Genomic DNA, 16590 nt, shown 5'->3' on the forward strand with positions numbered 1-16590 from the left:
AGTGCAGTGCACTCGTTCCGAAGAACTTGGCAACTTGGCACCAAACGCCCACGCTTATCGGCTGTATATTTTTAAAGACCCAAACTCATCAACCTTCCGGTTGACTTGTCTTGCAACGCTGTGATCAGCGAAGCCTTTCATTATGACACGTTTTTTAAAGGCCGGTCAACTTTTTTCGCTTCTTTTTCAACCTGCCGGGCCGCTTGGCCTGACTGGTAGATCGCTGCGCTGGGCGCCGTGATCAGCGAAGCCCACGACTATACAACACTTCTGGCGACCGGATAGGGGCTGTAAAAGATTTCGCTGCCGATGCTTCGAAGGGCGGCAGCTGACAAAAGATGCAGCAGGTCACAGCCGCATCCGCAGGCGTATTGGTGGTGCGATGGAGCTCCTCTCGTTGCAACACCCCCCGGTCAATCAGGCGGCACATCTCTGCCCGGGCGCCAATCAAAGAGCGATACCGCAGTTGCAGGGCACAACCCCTCGCCTCGTTGTCCGAGCGCGCCCCCGGCCGGCGGGCTCTCCGGGATTTCCCTCGATCGGGGCACAGTGTCACTTTCTGCCAATGCCGGAGCGACATGCGGCCATTGGGCGTGGCCTTGACCTGCCCCAGACTGCCGGCTCCGGGGCGCCAGCCCTTTCGACCAGGAGACAAGAGCATGGGCCACGGTCCGCAGATTTCCCGCCGCCAGGTCCTCGGCGGCCTCACCGCCGCAGGCCTTGGCCTCGCCGCACCGCAGGCCTTTGCACAGGGGCCTGGCAACTACCCCCACCAGACCGTCCGCATCGTCGTTCCCTATCCTGCCGGCGGCGCCACCGATACCCTGGCGCGCATGATGGCCAGCCATCTGCAGACGGCCTGGAACCAGACCGTGATCGTGGAGAACAAACCAGGCGCATCCGGCGCGATCGGCAACGACATGGTGGCCAAGGCGGCACCGGACGGCTACACCGTGCTGATGGCGATCACCGCCATCGTGCAGATCCCGCCGCTGATGCCCAACCTGCCCTATGACGTGATGAAGGATCTGCAGCCGCTGGCGCAGGTGGCCAACACGAACTCGCTGCTGGCAGTGCCCAAGGCGGCGCCGTTCAAGGACCTCAAGGACTTCGTCACCCAGGTCAAGGCCAATCCACGCAAGTTCAACTACGGCAGCTACGGCGTGGGAACCTCTTCCCACATCCAGGGCTCGTTGCTGAACATGCAGGCAGGGCTGGACCTCGTGCACGTGCCCTACAAGGGCGCTGCACCGCTGCTGCAGGACCTGCGCGGCAACCAGCTGACCGCCGCCTTCATCGACATGGCCACGGCACGCCCGCACCTGGACGCGATGAAGGTGTTGGCCGTCACCGGCAGCAAGCGCAACCCCACCTTGCCGGAAGTGCCGACCTTCGCCGAGCTGGGCTACCAGTCGTTCGAGCCGATCGGCTGGTTCGGCCTGTTCATGCCGGCCAAAGTGCCGGCCGCCATCGCCACCAGGTTCGCCGAGGAAAGCAACCGCATCCTGCGCCTGCCCGAAGTGATTCAACGCATCGAGGCTCTGGGCATGATGCCGGGCGGCATGCCGACGGCAGAGTTCGCCAAGGTGGTGCGCGACGACGCGGCGGTCTACGCCAGGATCATCAAGGACGCGAACATCCGGTTGGAGTGATCCCTGCGCCTCAGCGCTCCACGCGCCGGACGCCTGTCGCCATCGGTGGCCGCCACGACGAAGGATGGCCCTTCAGGCCCGGCCCAGCTGCGCCTGCCGGTAGGCGCCTGGCGCCATGCCGGTCCAGTGCTTGAACGCGCGGTGGAAGGTGCTGGCTTCCGAGAAACCAAGCAGGCCGGCAATCTCGGGCAGCGCCATCTCGCTGCGCGCGAGGTACTCCACCGCCACGTCGCGGCGCAGGTCGTCCTTGATCGCGCGGAAACCGGTCTGGCCTTCCTCGCGCAGTCGCCGCCGCAAGGTCTGCGGCGTGAGTTCCAGCTGGCGCGCGACCTGGGCCAGCGAAGGCAACTCGGCGGCCAGTTGATGCCGCAGCAGGCGGCGGATGCGCTCGGTCACGCTCGCGTGGTCGCGGTACTTCACAAGCAGGCTGGACGGTGCCTGGCGCAGGAAGGCGCGCAGGCTCGATGCGTCCTGCACCACTGGCAACTCCAGGCAGCCGGCACCGAAGTACCAGGCCATGCACTGGCCGCCGTACTGGATCGGTGCCTGGAACACCAGCGCCGCCTCGCTGACGGGCCCCGGCGTGGTTGCCGGGTAGTTCACGGCCAAGAGCGGAATGCGCCGGCCCACCAGCCAGGAGGCCAGGCCATAGGCGAGAAAGCAGAACACGCGCTGCGCGTAGGCCAGCACGGGGTCGAAGGGCCGCCGCGGTGCCACGCTCACGCCGGCCAGATCGCCCAGGCGCTGCAGCCGCGGCGTGAAATCGTCGATCAGCAGCCGGTACTGGCGCAGGCCGATTTCCAGCGCCTCTCCCAGGGTGCGGCAGCCCACCAACAGCCGGCAGGTCTGCGCGAAGGCGCCGGGCGGCACGGGCCGGCGGCACAGGCCCCAGAGCTCGTCGCGCAGCCGGTGCCGCAGCAAGTGCGTGAGGTGCGCGTACTGCGCCTGCGTCACGCGCGAGAGCGGCGTGGCCAGCAGCGCGGGGGCAATGCCGGCGCTTTCGAGCAGGCGGTCCACCTCAAGGCCACGGCCGCGCGCACCGAGCAAGATGCGCTCGACCTGGGCGATGGCGATGGTGTGTCTGGCGCGGGGAGGGTTGGCGGTCACGAAACGGGGAACTCAGCAACCCGAAAGGGCCGCCTTTTTACCCCAGCGACTTGGCGCGCCTCCAGCGCTGCAGGCGCTCAGGCGACAGCGCCGCTCGCGCGCAGAGCCACCAGCTGCTCGGCCGAGTAGCCTGCCTCGGCCAGCAGTTCGTCGCTGTGCTCACCCGGCCGCGGTGCGGGCCGGCGCACCTCGAAGGCATGGCCGCTCATCTGCACGGGGCTGGCCAGCGCGGTACCGCCCGGTGCGTCCAGCACCATGCGGCGCGCGCGGAACTGCGGGTCCTTCAGCGCTTCGTCCAGGCGCAGCACGGGCGTCACGCAGCAGTCGTTGCCTGCGAAGACCTCCTGCCAGTGCGCCAGAGGCCTGGAGGCGATGAGCTCGGCCACGTCGGCGCGCACGGCCTCGGCTTCGGCCGCGCTGGCCGGCAGGTGGCGGGCTTTGAGGTCGGGCCGCGCAATGGTCTCGCAGAAGCCTTCCCAGAACTTGCGCTCCAGCGCGCCCACGGCCAGGTGGCGGCCATCGCGTGTCTGGTACAGGCCATAACAAGGCAGCGCGCCCGACAGCTTGTCGGCGCCGGCCGGCTTGGTGGCGCCATGGCCGTTGAGCGTGACCATGGCCACGAGGTTGTGGGCCAGCGCCGCATCGGCCATGGCGATGTCCACGTGCCGGCCGCGGCCCGTGCGGCCTGCGTCGAACAAAGCGGCCAGAACGCCCATGGCCGAGGTCAGCGCGCCACCCATGAGGTCGGCGATCGGCAGGTTGGACAGCGCGGGCTCGCCGGCGCGGCCGATCTGCTCGCTGACGCCTGCCAGCGCGCAGTAGTTGAGGTCGTGGCCTGGCGCGTCGCGCATCGGGCCGTTCTGGCCGTAGCCCGTGATGCTGCAGAACACCAGCTTGGGATTGATCTCGGCCAGCGCGGCATAGCCCACGCCCAGGCGGTCCATCACGCCGGGGCGAAAACCCTCGACCAACACGTCGGCCGTGCGCGCGAGCGCCTGGAGCGCCGCGACGCCGGCAGGCTGCTTCAGGTCCAGCCGCAGCGCGCGCTTGTTGCGGTGGACCAGCGCGCGCAGCGGCGGCGCGGCGTAGTCGCCAGCGCCGGTGTCTTCGATCTTGACCACGTCGGCGCCGAGGTCGGCCAGGTGCAGCGTGCAGACCGGGCCCGGCAGCAGCCGCGTGAGGTCGAGCACGCGGACGCCGGCCAGCGGCGCGCGGGAAGGTGCGGTGTCGTTCGTCATGACGGCGCAGTCTAGGCAGCGCCCGCGTGGCTGGCGATGGCCGTTTGCATGCTTTGGATTGGCCCGAACGATCAACGTGCAGCGCCGGCAGCCAGCAGGGCCTGGATGGCCGCTTCGTCGTAACCCATTTCGGCCAGGAGTTCATGCGTGTGCTGACCCCGGTGCGCTCCGGGGCCAGGCGGCTGCGGCGCACCATGGCCGAAGCGTGCCGCACCGGCCGGCAGGCGCACGCGGCCGGCGTCGCCGTTGGCCACGGCGCACAGGCTCGCGTTGTGCACGACCTGCGGATCGCGCAGCACCTCGGCACGGCTGTTCACGCGGCCCACGGGCACGCCGTGGGCCATGAGCCGGCGCACGGCTTCGTCGGTGGAGAGGTCGGCCAGCACCGGGCCGAGTTCGTCCCGTAGCGCCTGGCCATGCCGCTGCAACGCGGGCACGCTGGAGAACCTCGGATCGTCGGCCAGCTCTGGCCGGCCCAGGGCCGTGCACAGGCCCACCAGCTCGCTGCGCTGCGGCGTGTTGGTCGTCAGCGCGCCGTCGCGCGTCTTCCAGGGCCGGTGGCTGATGCCGAACTCGGGCGCAGGCGGCGGCGCATCGTCCAGGAAGACGTGGTTGTACATGGCGTCGGGCCACTGGAAGGCAACGGCGGCGTCGAGCATCGAGAGCTGCACGTGCTGTCCGCCGGCACCGCGCTCGCGCGCAACCAGCGCCGAAGAGATGGCCTGCGCCGCAGTCAGTGCGGTGAGCTTGTCGCACAGCGTGGTGGTGACGAGCAGCGGGTCGCCGCCGGCCGGCTGGGCGTGCACGGCACACATGCCGGACAGGGCCTGGATCACGGCGTCGTAGGCGCGGCCTTCGGCATACGGTCCGTCGGGGCCGAAGCCCGTGATGGAGGCATGCACCAGGCCGGGGTTGAGTTCTTGCAGCGCCGCGCGGCCGAAGCCCAGTCGCTCCAGCACCTGGGGCCGCATGTTCTCCACCAGCACATCGGCGCTGCGCAGCAGGGCACGCAGCACCTTGCGGCCGGCCTCGGCCTTCAGGTCCAGCGTGATGCAGCGCTTGCCGCGGTTGGCCGCGATGAACATGGCCGACAGGTCGCCCTTGGCCGGGCCGATGCGCCGGCTCGTGTCACCCTCGGGCGCCTCGACCTTGACCACATCGGCGCCCTGGTCGGCCAGCATGCTGACGGCCAGCGGCCCGGCCAGCATGGTCGAGAGGTCGACCACGCGGATGCCGCGCAGCGGCACCTTCGGGTCCGCCTTGTTGTTCGTCTCCATCACCATCCTCCTCGTTCCAGCCAGTGTTCGAGCATGGGCATGCGGTCCACGCCCCAGAAGACTTCGCCGTCGGCGACGAAAGTCGGCGCGCCCCAGACGCCTGCCGCCATGGCCGCCTCGGTGGCCTGGCGCAGCCGGTCCTTGCAGGCCTGGCCTTGCAGCAGCGTGGGCAAGTCCACCACGTCGGATCGCGTGGCAACCGCAATGGCCATCAGCGCCTGCTCGTCGCGCGGCGAATCGCCGAGCGCGTGGTGGCGGCGGAACACCTCGACGGCGAAGCGCTTGGCGGCCTCGGCGTCGACATCGTGGATGAGCCAGAAGGCGCGGTCGGCAGCCACGTTGGCGAAGGCCGCCGCGTCGCCGGGCGCATAGGGCACGTCGAGCCAGCGCGCGACGCGGCGAATGTCCTTGCGGATGTAGTCGCCCTTGAGCGGCAGCGCCGTGAGCGGTTGGACCAGCCCCAGCACGTCCTTCATGACGCTGCGCATGTGGAAGGCATGCCAGCGCACCTGGCGGCCATGGCGCGCGGCCAGCGCCTCGATGCGCGTGGAGCCGAAGTAGCCGTACGGCGAGAAGAAGTCGAAGTAGAAATCCAGCATGGGAGCCGGAGCATGCGCCGCGGGGGCACCGCGCTCAATGGCGGCTTCGCCCAGCGGCGATGGCCCGTTCGACCAACACGGGCGGCGATTGGCCGATGGCGCCATGCCCGCTGAGCGAAACGGCCATGGCCGCGCGGGCGTGCCGCTGCTCAGGCCCGTGCGATGTGCGCCTGCCGGTACTCGCCCGGCGCCACGCCGGTCCACTGCTTGAAGGCACGCTGGAAGGTGCTGGACTCGGAGAAGCCCAGCCGCTCGGCGATCTCGGGCAGCGTGAGCTCGGGCCGGGCGAGGTATTCGATCGCGGCATCGCGCCGCAGGCCCTCCTTGATGCCGCGGTAGCCCTGGCCCTCCTCGCGCAGGCGCCGGCGCAGGGTCTGCGGCGTCATCGCGAGTGCGCGGCCGATGTCTTCCAGCGAGGGCATCTCGCCCGCCAGGTGGCCACGCAAGATGCGGCGGATGCGCTCGGTGGTGCTGGACGATTCGCGGTAGCGCACCAGCAGGTTGGCCGGCGCGTGCTGCAGGAATTCGGCCAGCGATTCCTCGGTCTGCACCACCGGCAGTTCGAGCCAGCGCGCGTCCACATACCAGCCCGCACCGCCTGGCGTGCCGCGCACGGGGGCGCGCATCACCTCGCCGGCGTCGGGAAACTCGGCCGCCACCACGGCCGGATACTCCAGGCCCAGCAGCGGAAGCCGCCGCGCCACGAGCCAGGAGGCCAGCCCGTAGGTGAAGAAGATGAAGGTGCGTTGCGCGTAGGCCAGCGCCAGATCGACCGGCACGCGCGGCGCCACACTGAGGTGTGCCACGCCAGCCTGCACGGTCAGCCGCGGCACCAGGTCGCGCAGCAACAGCCGGTAGTGGCGCAGTCCCAGCCCCAGCGCACCGCCCAGTGTGCGGCCACCCAGCATCAGCCGGCAGCCCTGCGTGAAGCTGCCCACCGGCAGCGGCGTGGGGCACAGGCCCCAGAGTTCGTCGCGCAGCCGGTGGCGCAGGCCGGCCAGGAGGCGCGCGTATTGGTCGCGCGTCACGCGGGACAAGGGCGAGCCCAGCAACGCGGGCGAAATGCCGGCACGCGCCAGCAGGCCGTCCACGTCGACGGCACGGCGCCGCGCACCCAGCAGCACGCGGTGCACGTGCACGATGGAGATGGTGTGCTGGGTGAAGCCCGGCTGTGCGGCCATGCGGTTCAGTCGCCGGTGAACTGCGGCGCGCGCTTGGCTGCCCAGGCCGCACGGCCTTCCTGCAGATCTGCCGACTGCGCGGCGCGGGCGATGTCGTGCCGCAGTTCGGCGCGGTCGAGCGTGCCGCGGGCGATGCGGTTCAGGTGCTTCTTCATGCCCAGCATGGCGAGCGGCGCCATGGCCGCCAGGCGCTGCGTCAGCGCATCGGCTTCGGCGGCCAGGGCTTCGGGCGCAACCAGTTGGGTCAGGAAGCCGATGGCACGCATCTCGTCGGCACAGATGCGCTCGGCCGTCAGGAACAGGCGCTTGGCCTGGTCCAGGCCGAGCCGGCTCACATAACGGTCGAGCCCGCGCGGATAGAAGTGCAGGCCCAGCCGCGCGGCCGGCATGAACATGTCGATGCCCTGCGCGCCGAGCCGGAAGTCACAGGCCAGCGCGAGGTCGGTGGCTCCGCCGTAGACGCCGCCTTGCAGCAGCGCCAGCGTCACGGGGCGCGCATCTTCGAGCGCATTGGCGAGTTCCTCGAAGGCCTGGGGCTTCTTCTCGTCCATCTGGCCGATGTCGAAGCCGCTGCAGAAGTAGCGGCCCGTGGAGGCCAGGCGCAGCACCAGCACCTCGGGCCGCGCGTTGACGGTGGCGATGTGCGTGGCCAGCATGTCCAGATCCTGCGGCTCCAGCCGGTTGGCCTGCTCGGGGCGGCGCAGGGTGATGGTGGCGCTGGCGCCGGTGATCTCCAGAAGGGGCGTGTCCATGGGGCGGGGATGTTCGCACAGCAGATGGCACAGGGCTGCCCCGCGGACGCCTGTGCGACAGCCGCGGTTCGCCGCGTCGGCGCCCGAGGCTTCAGCCTCCCGCCCGGCCAGGCTGGCCAGCCCGGCCTTCGGTCCCCGTCGGCCTCATGCCCCCTCCGGCTTGATCTGCGCCCGCGCGATCACGGGCTTCCACCGCGCCTGCTCGGTCTTGATGAAGGCGCCGAACTCGGCCGCACTGCTGCCCACGGCCAGCGCGGTGTCGGCCGAGAGCTTGTCGCGCACGATGCTGCCCTTGGCCGCGCGGATGGCCTCGGCCTCCAGCTTGGCGATGTTGGCGCGCGGCCACTTGGCCGGCGCCAGCAGGCCGTACCACTGCGTCATCTCGAAGCCCGGGTAGCCCTGGGCGGCAACGGTGGGCACGTCGGGCAGCTGCGGCAGCCGCTCTGTGGTGCCGGTGGCGATGCAGCGCAGCCGGCCCGCCTTGATGAAGGGCAGCAGCGCCGGCGCGCCGACCGATGCCGCCTGCAGCCGGCCCGACATCAGGTCGGTCAGCATGGGCCCGGTGCCGCGGTAGGGCACGTGCACCACGAACATGCCGCTGGCCATCTTCAGGTACTCGAAGGCCAGGTGGCCGGCACTGCCGTTGCCGGCCGAGCCGTAGTTGAGCTGGCCCGGCTTGCTCTTGGCGTAGGCGACGAACTCCTTCAGGTCCTTGACGGGCAGGTCAGGGTGGACCACGTAGAGGCTGGGCACCTTGGACAGCAACGTCACGGGCACGAAGTCGCGCTCGGCGTCGTAGGGCAGCTTGCTGAAGATGTAGGGGTTCACGGCCAGCGTGCCGATGTGGCCCAGGATCAGTGTGTGGCCATCGTCGCTGGCGGCGACCTCCTGCATCGCGATGTTGCCGGCCGCGCCGGGCTTGTTGTCCACGAAGACGTTCTGGCCGATGGTCTTGGCCATCTCGCCGGCGACCGAGCGCGCGACGATCTCCGAGCTGCCGCCCGGCGCGAACGGCACGACCAGGCGCAGCGGTTTGCTGGGCCAAGCCGGCTGCGCCCGCGCGGCCCAGGGCAGGGTGGCGCCGAGCGCGAGCAGTTGGCGGCGGGAGGGATGGACGGCGTGGGGCATGGCGGGATCGCAAGAAAGAGTGGAGCGCCATGGTCGTGCGCCTGCCGGCCCGGCGCTTCGGGGTTTTCCTGGCTATGGCCGCTTTAGGCCAAATCGATTGGCGTTGAGAATCTCTCGCATTTACGATACGTGCATCGTCGCTTTGATTCCCAGGACTCCCCCATGGCCGCCTTTGCCCGCAACAACCTCCCGACCTTGAAGAAGACCGGCAGCTACTACGTGATGCACATCCTGGTGGCCGCCGCCGTGGCTTACGCCGTGACCGGCAACTTGCTGATGTCGCTCACGCTGAGCCTGCTGGAGCCGACCGTGCAGGCCTTCGCGTTCTTCTTCCACGAGAAGGCCTGGCAGCGCCTTGCGCTCAGGAAAGCTGCTCCCGCAGCATCCGCTTGAGCAGCTTGCCGCCGGCGTTGCGCGGCAGCGGGGTGTCGGACCAGGTGATGGTCTCGGGCACCTTGTAGTCGGTCAGGCGCGCGCGGCAGTGCGCGCGCACGGCCTCGTCGTCGCGCGCGAGATCGGGCGCGTACAGGAAGGCGTGCACGCGCTCGCCGAGCACAGGGCAGGGCCGGCCGACGATGGCGGCCTCGACGACGCCAGGCAGCGCCACCAGGCAGTGCTCCACCTCCACCGAATAGATCTTGAAGCCGCCGCGGTTGAGCATGTCCTTCTTGCGGTCGAACAGGCGCACGAAGCCTTCGGCATCCACGCTGCCCAGGTCGCCCGAATGCCAGTAGCCGGCCGTGAAGTTGGCGGCCGTGGCTTCGGGGTTGTCCCAGTAGCCCGGCACGACCATGGGGCCGCCGATCCACAGCTCGCCGCTCTCGCCGGGCGGCAGGTCGCGGCCCTCGTCGTCCACCACGCGCACATCGGCGCAGGGCAGCGCGATGCCCACGCTGTCGGCATGCGCACGCGTGAGGCCAGCCGGCATCATGGTGGTGGGCGAGGTGGTCTCGGTCGCGCCGTAGGCGTTGATCAGCGTGAGGCCGGGCAGGCGTTCGGCCATGGCGTCGATGGCCGACACGGGCATGGGCGCGCCGCCGTAGCCGCCGATGCGCCAGCTGGCCAGCCGAGCGCGGTCGAAGGCGGGCTGCAGCAGGCACAGCTGGTACATGGCCGGCACCATGAGCGTGTGGGTCACGCGCTCGTCCTCGAGCAGCTGCAGGAAGGCTGGCGCCTTGAACTCGGACAGCATCACCACCGCGCCGCCGATGTGCACCATGGCAGCGATGATGGCGATGAGGCCCGTGACATGGCTGGCCGGCACCGCCAGCGCCGAGCGGTCGCCCGGGCGCAGGCCCATGCACAGCTCGTAGTGGCGCACCGAGTGCGCGACGTTGAGGTGCGTGAGCATGGCGCCCTTGGGGCGGCCGGTGGTGCCCGAGGTGTAGAGGATCAGCGCGGTGTCTTCCTCGCGGACCGGGGCAGCGTCTTTGGCTTCTCCGCGCAGGTCGGCCAGTGGCAGCGCACCGGGCGCATGGCCCACCACCAGGCGCAGCCGCACGCCGGGAACCTCGTCGTGCGAGGGAATGCGCTCGGCGAGCGCTTCATCGAACACGATGGCGCAGGCGCCGCACTGCTGCAGCATGTAGGCCAGCCCGGGCCGCTGTTCGCGTTCGCCGATCGGCACAGCAATGGCGCCCAGGCGCTGCACCGCGAACAGCACCGCCATGAACTCGGGTCGGTTGCCCATGAACAGCACGACGCGTTCCCCGGCCTGCACGCCGTGCGCGGCCAGGCCGCCCGCGATGTGCGCGACCTCGGCATCGAGCTGGCGGTAGCTCCAGCGCTGGCCGTTGTGGACGACCGCATCCTGCTCGGGGTACCGCGCCACAGCGCGCTCCAGCAGCGCGTGCAGGCTGGGGGGCCGCTCGACAAAGCAGCGCACGACGCGGTCGCCATAGACCGCCTCCTCGCGCATGGCCGGCATCTCGGTGGTGTGCCAGCGTGTCATCCCGCAGCCTCCACCACCGCGTTGGCACCGCGCTCGATGACCACCTCCGCATCCACCAGCTTGCGCGAATGGTTGAGGTCGGACTGCGCGATCAGCACCGACAGCGCACCGCCGCGCAGGCCGGCGATCACGTCGGCGAGCCGCATCGACAAGGCCGGCGCCACGCCTTCGAAGGGCTCGTCGAGCAGCAGCAGCCGCGTGCCCACGCCCAGCGCGCGCGCCAGCGCCACCAGCTTCTGCTGGCCGCCCGACAGCAGCAGCGCACGGCGCGCACGCATCTCGGCCAGTTCGGGCAGCACGCCGTAGATGAAGTCGAGCCGCGCGCGCGTACTGCGCATGCCGGTGGCCCACAGCGGGACCAGGATGTTCTCTTCCACGCTGAGTTCGGGCACCAAGCCACGGTCTTCGGGCATGTAGCCGATGCCCAGCGCGGCGCGCGCATGGCGCGGCACGCTGGCCAGGTCCTGGCCCTCAAAGCTGATGCGGCCCTGCGAGGGCGTGAGGTGGCCCATGACCGTGCGCAGCAGCGTGGTCTTGCCCGCGCCGTTGCGGCCGATCAGGCCGACCATGGATTGCGCGGGCACGGCCAGGCTCAGGCCGCGCAGCACCTGCACCGAGCCGATGGCGACGTGGGCGGATTCGACATTGAGCATGCGGGCCTCCTAGTGCAGGGTGCCGGTGACGTAACGGCGCACGTCGTCGGCAGCGAGTGCCACGGCCGGCACATCGTCGGCAATGATGCGGCCGGCGTAGAACGCCACCACGCGGTCGGCGTAGCGCTCGACGATGTCCATGTCGTGCTCGACAAACAGCACGGTCATCGCCTCCTGGCCCAGCGCGGTCATGATGATGTCCATCATCGGGAACTTCTCCTCGGCGGCCACGCCGCTGGTGGGCTCGTCCAGCAGCAAGAGGCGCGGCTGGCCCGTCAGCGCCATGGCGATGTCGAGCAGCTTGCGCACGCCGCCCGGCAGCTCGGCCACGCGGCGTTCGCGGTGTTCGGCGAGCTGGAAGCGCTGCAGCAGCGCGTCGGCGCGGTCCACCGCATCGCCGCGTCGGGCCGGCTGCCAGAACGACAGCCGCTGGCCATGGCAGGCATTGGCCACCAGCATGTTCTCGAGCACCGTGAGTTCGGCGAACAGCTGCGGGATCTGGAACGAGCGCGCCACGCCCAGGTGCGTGATGGCGCGCGGCGCCAGCCGCGTGATGTCGCGCCCGCCCAGTTCGATGCTGCCGGTGTCGGGCTTGAGGTAGCCCGTCACCATGTTGACGAAGGTGGTCTTGCCGGCGCCATTGCTGCCGATCAGGCTCACGCGCTGGCCGGCGAGGATGTCGATGTTGAGGCTGCTCGCCGCGACCACGGCGCCGAAGCGCTTCTCGATGGCGCGGGCGCGCAGCAGGATGTTCTCGCTCATTTTTTCTTCATCCACAGGGAGCCGATGCCGCCCGGCAGGAAGCGGATCATCAGCAGCAGGAACAGGCCCAGCGAGAGCTGCCAGGTGTTGGGGAAGTACAGGCTGGAGAACGAGCGCACCACCTCCAGCAGCGTGGAGGCCACGAACACCGCCAGCACGCTCTGGGAGCCGGCCAGGATGGCGACGAACACGAATTCGCCGGAGGTCGTCCAGTAGCTGAAGTTGGGGTCGATGTGGCCCAGCGACATGACGGTCAGCGCGCCGCCGCAGCCACCCGCGAAAGCGGCCATGCCGAAGTTGAGCGCCACGGCCTGGCGCACCGAGCCGCCCAGGTATTCCACGCGCAGTTCGTTCTCGCGCACGGCCTGCGCGATCAGGCCGCGCGTGGAATCGAAGTACACGCGCGCCAGCAGTGCCAGCACGCCGGACACGGCAACGGTGACGCCGTACAGCACGTAGGCCACGCGCTCGTCCGACAGCGTCTGGCCCAGCAGCGTGGCCCGGCCCATGTTGAAGCCGTCGGAGCCGCCCAGGCTGTTGGTCTTGACCAGCACGCCGTAGCAGACCATCGAGAGCGCCAGCGTCAGCATGGCGAAGAAGATGCCGCGGTAGCGCGCCAGCAGCGGCGCGAAGGGCAGCGCCACCAGCACCGCGGCCAGGCCACCCGCCAGCGTCAGCAACAGCGCGTCGGTGATGCCCAGTTGGTTGAAGCACAGCGCGCCGGCATAGCCGCCGATGGCGAACACCAGGCCCTGGCCGAACGAGACGACGCCGCTGCGCATGAGCAGCACGATGCCCAGCGACACCAGGCCGTGCGATGCGGCCATCGTGAGCAGGAACACCAGCCAGCGCGGCAGGAAGGCGCCGATGGCGATGAGCGCCACCAGCAGGCCGAGGCCGCCCCAGAGCACGGTGCGGCCGCGCAGCCCGGTGGCCGGGCGTGCAGCGGCGGGGACGGGAGAGGAAAGAGCAGCGGTCTTCATCAGATCTTCCTCGCCTGGATGCGCTGGAACAGGCCTTCGGGCCGGAACACCAGCACCAGCGCCATGACCACGTAGATGGCGAACAGCTCGACCTGGGGCGCCAGATGGACGGCGCACGAACGCGCCAGACCGACGATCAGCGCACCGATGGCCGCGCCCTCGATGCTGCCCAGGCCGCCGATGATCACGACGGCGAACGAGACGATGATCACGCCCACCGAGATGCCGGGCTGCACCGAGATGAGCGGCGCCGTGAAGGCCCCGCCGATGCAGGCCAGGAAGATGCCCACCGCGAAGGCCAGCATGTACACGCGCGAGACGTTCACGCCCATGCTGGAGGCCACCTCCTCGCTGTGGATCACGGCCAGCACGATCTTGCCCTGGCGCGTGCGGTTCAGGCCCCACCAGACCGCCACGCCGACCACGATGGCCAGCAGCATCAGCATGAAGTCGTAGCCCACGTAGATCTGCTCGCCGATCTCGATGTTGCCGAACATGGCATAGGGCTCGGACACGTAGTACGGGTTGGCGCCCCAGATCAGCTTGGTGATGTCTTCCAGCATCAGGAACAGCGCGTAGGTGACGAGCACCAGCAGCACCTCGTCGCGGCCGTAGAAGAAGCGCAGCAGGCCGCGTTCGGTCAGCGGCGCGACCAGCGCGGCCACGGCCACGGCGGCCAGCAGCATGGCGACCAGCGACCATTCGGGCGCCAGCTTGAGCGTGGCGAACCAGCCGACGAAGCTGGCGGCCGCGTAGGCGCCCAGCGCGTAGAAGCTGCCGTGCGCGATGTTGAGGATCTTCAGCACGCCGAACACGAGCGTGAGCCCGAGCGCGACGATGAACAGCCAGGAGGCATAGCTCAGGCCGTCGACGAGGATGGTGATGGCGGTGGACATGGCCGGATCGGTGAAAGAGGGGCGGGCCCCGGCCGGCCGCGTGGTGCGGGCCGGCCGGGCGTGGCAGCGGCTCGCGCCGCCGGTCAATCACTCACACTTCGCGCCCTGCATGCCGCCCTTGATCCAGTCCTCGGACTTCATGCCGGCCGGCGGGTTCACGCACTCGGCCGGGAAGCGCTGGATGTCGTCCAGCAGCACCATCTTCTTCGCGGCGTCGTAGCGTGTCTTGCCGATGGCGGTGGGCTGCGTGGCCTGGTGGCCGTCGCCCAGCGTCATGCGGATGCGGCCGCCGGGGGCGTCCCACTCGCTGCCCTTGAGTGCGGCGGCAAGTTGCTCGTGCGTGGGCTTCTTGCCGCCGTTGGCGGCCATGGCTTTTTCGGCCGCAAGCTTGAGGCCCAGCAGCGCCTGCGCCATGCGGTACGGGGCCTGGGCCGGGTAGGTGTTGTAGCCGGTCTCGTAGAGCTTCCACCACCAGTCGTTGAGCGGGCTCTTGGGCGCCAGCAGGCCGTAGGCGCCACGCGCACCGAGGATGGTGCCGTCGGGCATCTTGTCGCCCAGCGGGGTCAGCACGTGGTCGGCCGCGGACAGCACCACCTGCGAACGCTTGAACAGGCCGCGCGGGCCGGACTGCAGCACGAAGGCCTGCAGGTCGCCGCCCCACAGGCTGGAGTGCGTGATGTCGGCGCGCTTGGAGGTGAGGGCGGAGATCTCGGTGCCGTACTGGCCGGCGCCGAACTTGGGCAGCAGGTCTTCGCCGACCTTGGCCTGCGGGTACAGCTGGGTCATCGCGGCCTTGAAGTCGGCGCGCGAATCGTGGCCCCAGGCGTAGTCCTGGTTGATGAGGTTGTAGCTCTCGGCCTTGATGTTGCGCGCCTTGAGGTAGCGCGCCAGCGCCACGTTGTCCATGGTGCCGTGCGAGGCGGTGCGGAACACGTAGTTGTACTTCGCGTCCTCGAACACGCGCGGCGTGCCGCAGTCGTACAGGATCAGGAACTTCTTGAGCTCCTCGGCCACGGGCGCCACGGCCAGGCAATCGCCCGAACTCACGTAGCCGACCACGGCGTCGACCTTCTCGCGGTCGTAGAGGTTGCGCAGCTCCTGCACCTGCTTGGTGGCGCCGCCGTTCTCGTCGACGTAGATGGCCTCGATCTTCATGCCGCCGATGCCGGCCTTGTTGTAGGGCGCCGGGCCCTCGCCCTTGTTGAAGGCCTCGACCAGCACCTTGGCGCCGTTGACGGCCGGGATGCCGAAGCTCTCGGCCGCCTGGCCCGAGAGGAAGCTGACGATGCCAATCTTGAACGTCTCCTGGGCCTGCGCGGCAGCGGCCAGGGCCGTCAGGACAAAGGCGCCGGCGAGGCGGGCGGTGCGTGATGCCATCTTCTGTCTTTGCATTGCTTGTCTCCTGCTTGTGGTGATGGAACGGGAACGACGGGAACCGGCTAGGGCGGCGGTGCGATGGGGGCGGCCATGTCCAGGCCGGTCATCTCGAAGCCCTTCTTGAAATCGACCATGTGCTTGCGCGTCCATTCGGCGGCGGCGGCGCCGTCGCGGCGCTGCAGCGCATCCAGGATGCCGCGGTGCGCGGCCAGGTTGCGCGCCTTGGACTGCGGCAGCCGCTGGTGGATCTGCAGCAGCGTGGGGTTGTAGAGCAGGCTGATGGGCTCGCGCGCCAGCATCAGCGGGCGGTTGCGGCTGGCGCGGCCGACGAGGGCGTGGAATTCGACGTCGAGCTCGACCAAGCGCTGGTCCTGCGCCAGCGTATTCGTGCCTTCGGCCTGCAGCGCGGCCGTCAGCTCGGTGTTGCGCGCCAGTTCTTCGAGATCGGCCGGTTCGGCATGTTCGGCCGCCAGTTGAGAGGCCAGCGGCTCCAGCGTCACGGCCACCTGCCAGAGTTCGGCGAAGGTGGTCTGCTGCAACATGAGCAGGCGCGCCGTGCGCGGCGCCAGGTCGTACAGCCCAGGCAGCGCGACGAACAGCCGGCGGCCCTCGCGGCGTTGCACCAGGCCCTCTTGCTCGACCTGGCGGATCGCCTCGCGCACCGTGGAGCGGTGCACGCCGAAGCGCTCGGCCAGGCTTTGCTCGGTGGGCAGCGGCATGCCGGGGCGCAGCTGGCCCGACAGGATGGAGCGCTCGATCTCGGCGGACACCTGCTTGTAGGCCGGCGCGAGTTGCAGGCGGCTGAACATGGAGGCGTCGTCGCGCGGCCGGGTCGGCGCGCTGGCCCTTCTGTCGGACGCTGCTTCGGCCTCGCGGCGGGGCGCACGGGTGCTGCCAGTCAAGCCGGGTCTCCTCGTTCCGCCGGAGCGGATCTTGTTTGTCGGACAATCGGATTGTTGGCATTCGCGCCGGCGTCAACCACGGGGTTTTCCCCTGCCACCTAGCGCCCGATTCGCATCCGAAAAGTCACAACT

At 69.7% G+C, this 16590-nt stretch carries 16 protein-coding genes; 2 read left to right on the forward strand and 14 right to left on the reverse strand.

Annotation, left to right across the window (positions count from 1 at the left end; translation table 11 throughout):
• Positions 1–659: 659 nt before the first annotated feature.
• On the forward strand, positions 660–1652 hold the full coding sequence (locus tag DES41_RS29270; protein ID WP_114471164.1) for a Bug family tripartite tricarboxylate transporter substrate binding protein: 993 nt from the start codon (positions 660–662) through the stop codon (positions 1650–1652).
• Positions 1653–1724: 72 nt separating this feature from the next.
• Here DES41_RS29270 and DES41_RS29275 read toward each other — a convergent pair whose 3' ends face one another.
• The 7 genes from DES41_RS29275 to DES41_RS29305 all read right to left on the reverse strand — a co-directional run bounded on the left by DES41_RS29275 (position 1725) and on the right by DES41_RS29305 (position 8934).
• A complete protein-coding gene (locus DES41_RS29275; RefSeq protein WP_114471165.1) occupies positions 1725–2759 on the reverse strand; it encodes an AraC family transcriptional regulator in 1035 nt (344 codons plus the stop codon).
• Between the two features lie 77 nt (positions 2760–2836).
• Complete coding sequence (locus tag DES41_RS29280) at positions 2837–3997, reverse strand: CaiB/BaiF CoA transferase family protein (protein WP_114471166.1); 1161 nt, start codon at positions 3995–3997, stop codon at positions 2837–2839.
• A gap of 71 nt (positions 3998–4068) precedes the next feature.
• Complete coding sequence (locus tag DES41_RS29285; RefSeq protein ID WP_170168318.1) at positions 4069–5274, reverse strand: CaiB/BaiF CoA transferase family protein; 1206 nt, start codon at positions 5272–5274, stop codon at positions 4069–4071.
• Positions 5274–5873: a 2-hydroxychromene-2-carboxylate isomerase gene (locus DES41_RS29290; RefSeq protein WP_170168319.1), complete on the reverse strand. Its 600-nt coding sequence runs from the start codon at positions 5871–5873 to the stop codon at positions 5274–5276. Before DES41_RS29290 ends, DES41_RS29285 begins: the two co-directional genes overlap by 1 nt.
• Before the next feature lie 149 nt (positions 5874–6022).
• On the reverse strand, positions 6023–7054 hold the full coding sequence (locus tag DES41_RS29295) for a helix-turn-helix transcriptional regulator (RefSeq protein WP_114471169.1): 1032 nt from the start codon (positions 7052–7054) through the stop codon (positions 6023–6025).
• Between the two features lie 5 nt (positions 7055–7059).
• Positions 7060–7806 carry an enoyl-CoA hydratase/isomerase family protein gene (locus DES41_RS29300; RefSeq protein ID WP_114471170.1) on the reverse strand — a complete coding sequence of 249 codons (747 nt, stop codon included), beginning with the start codon at positions 7804–7806 and terminating at the stop codon, positions 7060–7062.
• A 144-nt stretch (positions 7807–7950) separates the two neighbouring features.
• Positions 7951–8934: a Bug family tripartite tricarboxylate transporter substrate binding protein gene (locus tag DES41_RS29305; protein WP_114471171.1), complete on the reverse strand. Its 984-nt coding sequence runs from the start codon at positions 8932–8934 to the stop codon at positions 7951–7953.
• A gap of 162 nt (positions 8935–9096) precedes the next feature.
• Between DES41_RS29305 and DES41_RS29310 the strand changes: the two genes are divergently transcribed.
• Positions 9097–9327 (forward strand): DUF2061 domain-containing protein, encoded by a 231-nt coding sequence (locus DES41_RS29310; protein WP_114471172.1) that lies wholly within the window; start codon positions 9097–9099, stop codon positions 9325–9327.
• On the opposite strand, the gene DES41_RS29315 is transcribed toward DES41_RS29310, so the two are convergent.
• The 7 genes from DES41_RS29315 to DES41_RS29345 form a co-directional block, all read right to left on the reverse strand.
• Positions 9296–10885 carry a class I adenylate-forming enzyme family protein gene (locus tag DES41_RS29315; protein WP_114471173.1) on the reverse strand — a complete coding sequence of 530 codons (1590 nt, stop codon included), beginning with the start codon at positions 10883–10885 and terminating at the stop codon, positions 9296–9298. The genes DES41_RS29310 and DES41_RS29315 overlap by 32 nt on opposite strands.
• Positions 10882–11538, reverse strand: coding sequence for an ABC transporter ATP-binding protein (locus tag DES41_RS29320; RefSeq protein ID WP_114471174.1), 657 nt, complete (start codon positions 11536–11538; stop codon positions 10882–10884). The genes DES41_RS29315 and DES41_RS29320 overlap by 4 nt, the downstream gene beginning before the upstream one ends.
• Before the next feature lie 9 nt (positions 11539–11547).
• Positions 11548–12300, reverse strand: coding sequence for an ABC transporter ATP-binding protein (locus DES41_RS29325; RefSeq protein ID WP_114471175.1), 753 nt, complete (start codon positions 12298–12300; stop codon positions 11548–11550).
• Complete coding sequence (locus DES41_RS29330) at positions 12297–13283, reverse strand: branched-chain amino acid ABC transporter permease (protein WP_114471176.1); 987 nt, start codon at positions 13281–13283, stop codon at positions 12297–12299. Before DES41_RS29330 ends, DES41_RS29325 begins: the two co-directional genes overlap by 4 nt.
• Entirely contained in the window at positions 13283–14179 is an 897-nt protein-coding gene (locus DES41_RS29335; protein WP_114471402.1) for a branched-chain amino acid ABC transporter permease, read from the reverse strand. Before DES41_RS29335 ends, DES41_RS29330 begins: the two co-directional genes overlap by 1 nt.
• A gap of 87 nt (positions 14180–14266) precedes the next feature.
• Positions 14267–15571, reverse strand: a complete 1305-nt coding sequence (locus DES41_RS29340; protein ID WP_114471177.1) for an ABC transporter substrate-binding protein — start codon at positions 15569–15571, stop codon at positions 14267–14269.
• 47 nt (positions 15572–15618) lie between these two features.
• Complete coding sequence (locus DES41_RS29345; protein WP_114471178.1) at positions 15619–16458, reverse strand: FadR/GntR family transcriptional regulator; 840 nt, start codon at positions 16456–16458, stop codon at positions 15619–15621.
• Between the last annotated feature and the right edge of the window lie 132 nt (positions 16459–16590).

It is taken from the genome of Pseudorhodoferax soli (genome assembly GCF_003337555.1).
Lineage (GTDB): Bacteria > Pseudomonadota > Gammaproteobacteria > Burkholderiales > Burkholderiaceae_C > Pseudorhodoferax > Pseudorhodoferax soli.

Coding starts and splice junctions, on each gene's coding strand:
- DES41_RS29270 (WP_114471164.1), top strand. CDS start 660: ATGGGCCACGGTCCGCAGATTTCCCGCCGCCAGGTCCTCGGCGGCCTC.
- DES41_RS29280 (WP_114471166.1), bottom strand. CDS start 3,997: ATGACGAACGACACCGCACCTTCCCGCGCGCCGCTGGCCGGCGTCCGC.
- DES41_RS29285 (WP_170168318.1), bottom strand. CDS start 5,274: ATGGAGACGAACAACAAGGCGGACCCGAAGGTGCCGCTGCGCGGCATC.
- DES41_RS29290 (WP_170168319.1), bottom strand. CDS start 5,873: ATGCTGGATTTCTACTTCGACTTCTTCTCGCCGTACGGCTACTTCGGC.
- DES41_RS29295 (WP_114471169.1), bottom strand. CDS start 7,054: ATGGCCGCACAGCCGGGCTTCACCCAGCACACCATCTCCATCGTGCAC.
- DES41_RS29300 (WP_114471170.1), bottom strand. CDS start 7,806: ATGGACACGCCCCTTCTGGAGATCACCGGCGCCAGCGCCACCATCACC.
- DES41_RS29305 (WP_114471171.1), bottom strand. CDS start 8,934: ATGCCCCACGCCGTCCATCCCTCCCGCCGCCAACTGCTCGCGCTCGGC.
- DES41_RS29310 (WP_114471172.1), top strand. CDS start 9,097: ATGGCCGCCTTTGCCCGCAACAACCTCCCGACCTTGAAGAAGACCGGC.
- DES41_RS29315 (WP_114471173.1), bottom strand. CDS start 10,885: ATGACACGCTGGCACACCACCGAGATGCCGGCCATGCGCGAGGAGGCG.
- DES41_RS29320 (WP_114471174.1), bottom strand. CDS start 11,538: ATGCTCAATGTCGAATCCGCCCACGTCGCCATCGGCTCGGTGCAGGTG.
- DES41_RS29325 (WP_114471175.1), bottom strand. CDS start 12,300: ATGAGCGAGAACATCCTGCTGCGCGCCCGCGCCATCGAGAAGCGCTTC.
- DES41_RS29330 (WP_114471176.1), bottom strand. CDS start 13,283: ATGAAGACCGCTGCTCTTTCCTCTCCCGTCCCCGCCGCTGCACGCCCG.
- DES41_RS29335 (WP_114471402.1), bottom strand. CDS start 14,179: ATGTCCACCGCCATCACCATCCTCGTCGACGGCCTGAGCTATGCCTCC.
- DES41_RS29340 (WP_114471177.1), bottom strand. CDS start 15,571: ATGCAAAGACAGAAGATGGCATCACGCACCGCCCGCCTCGCCGGCGCC.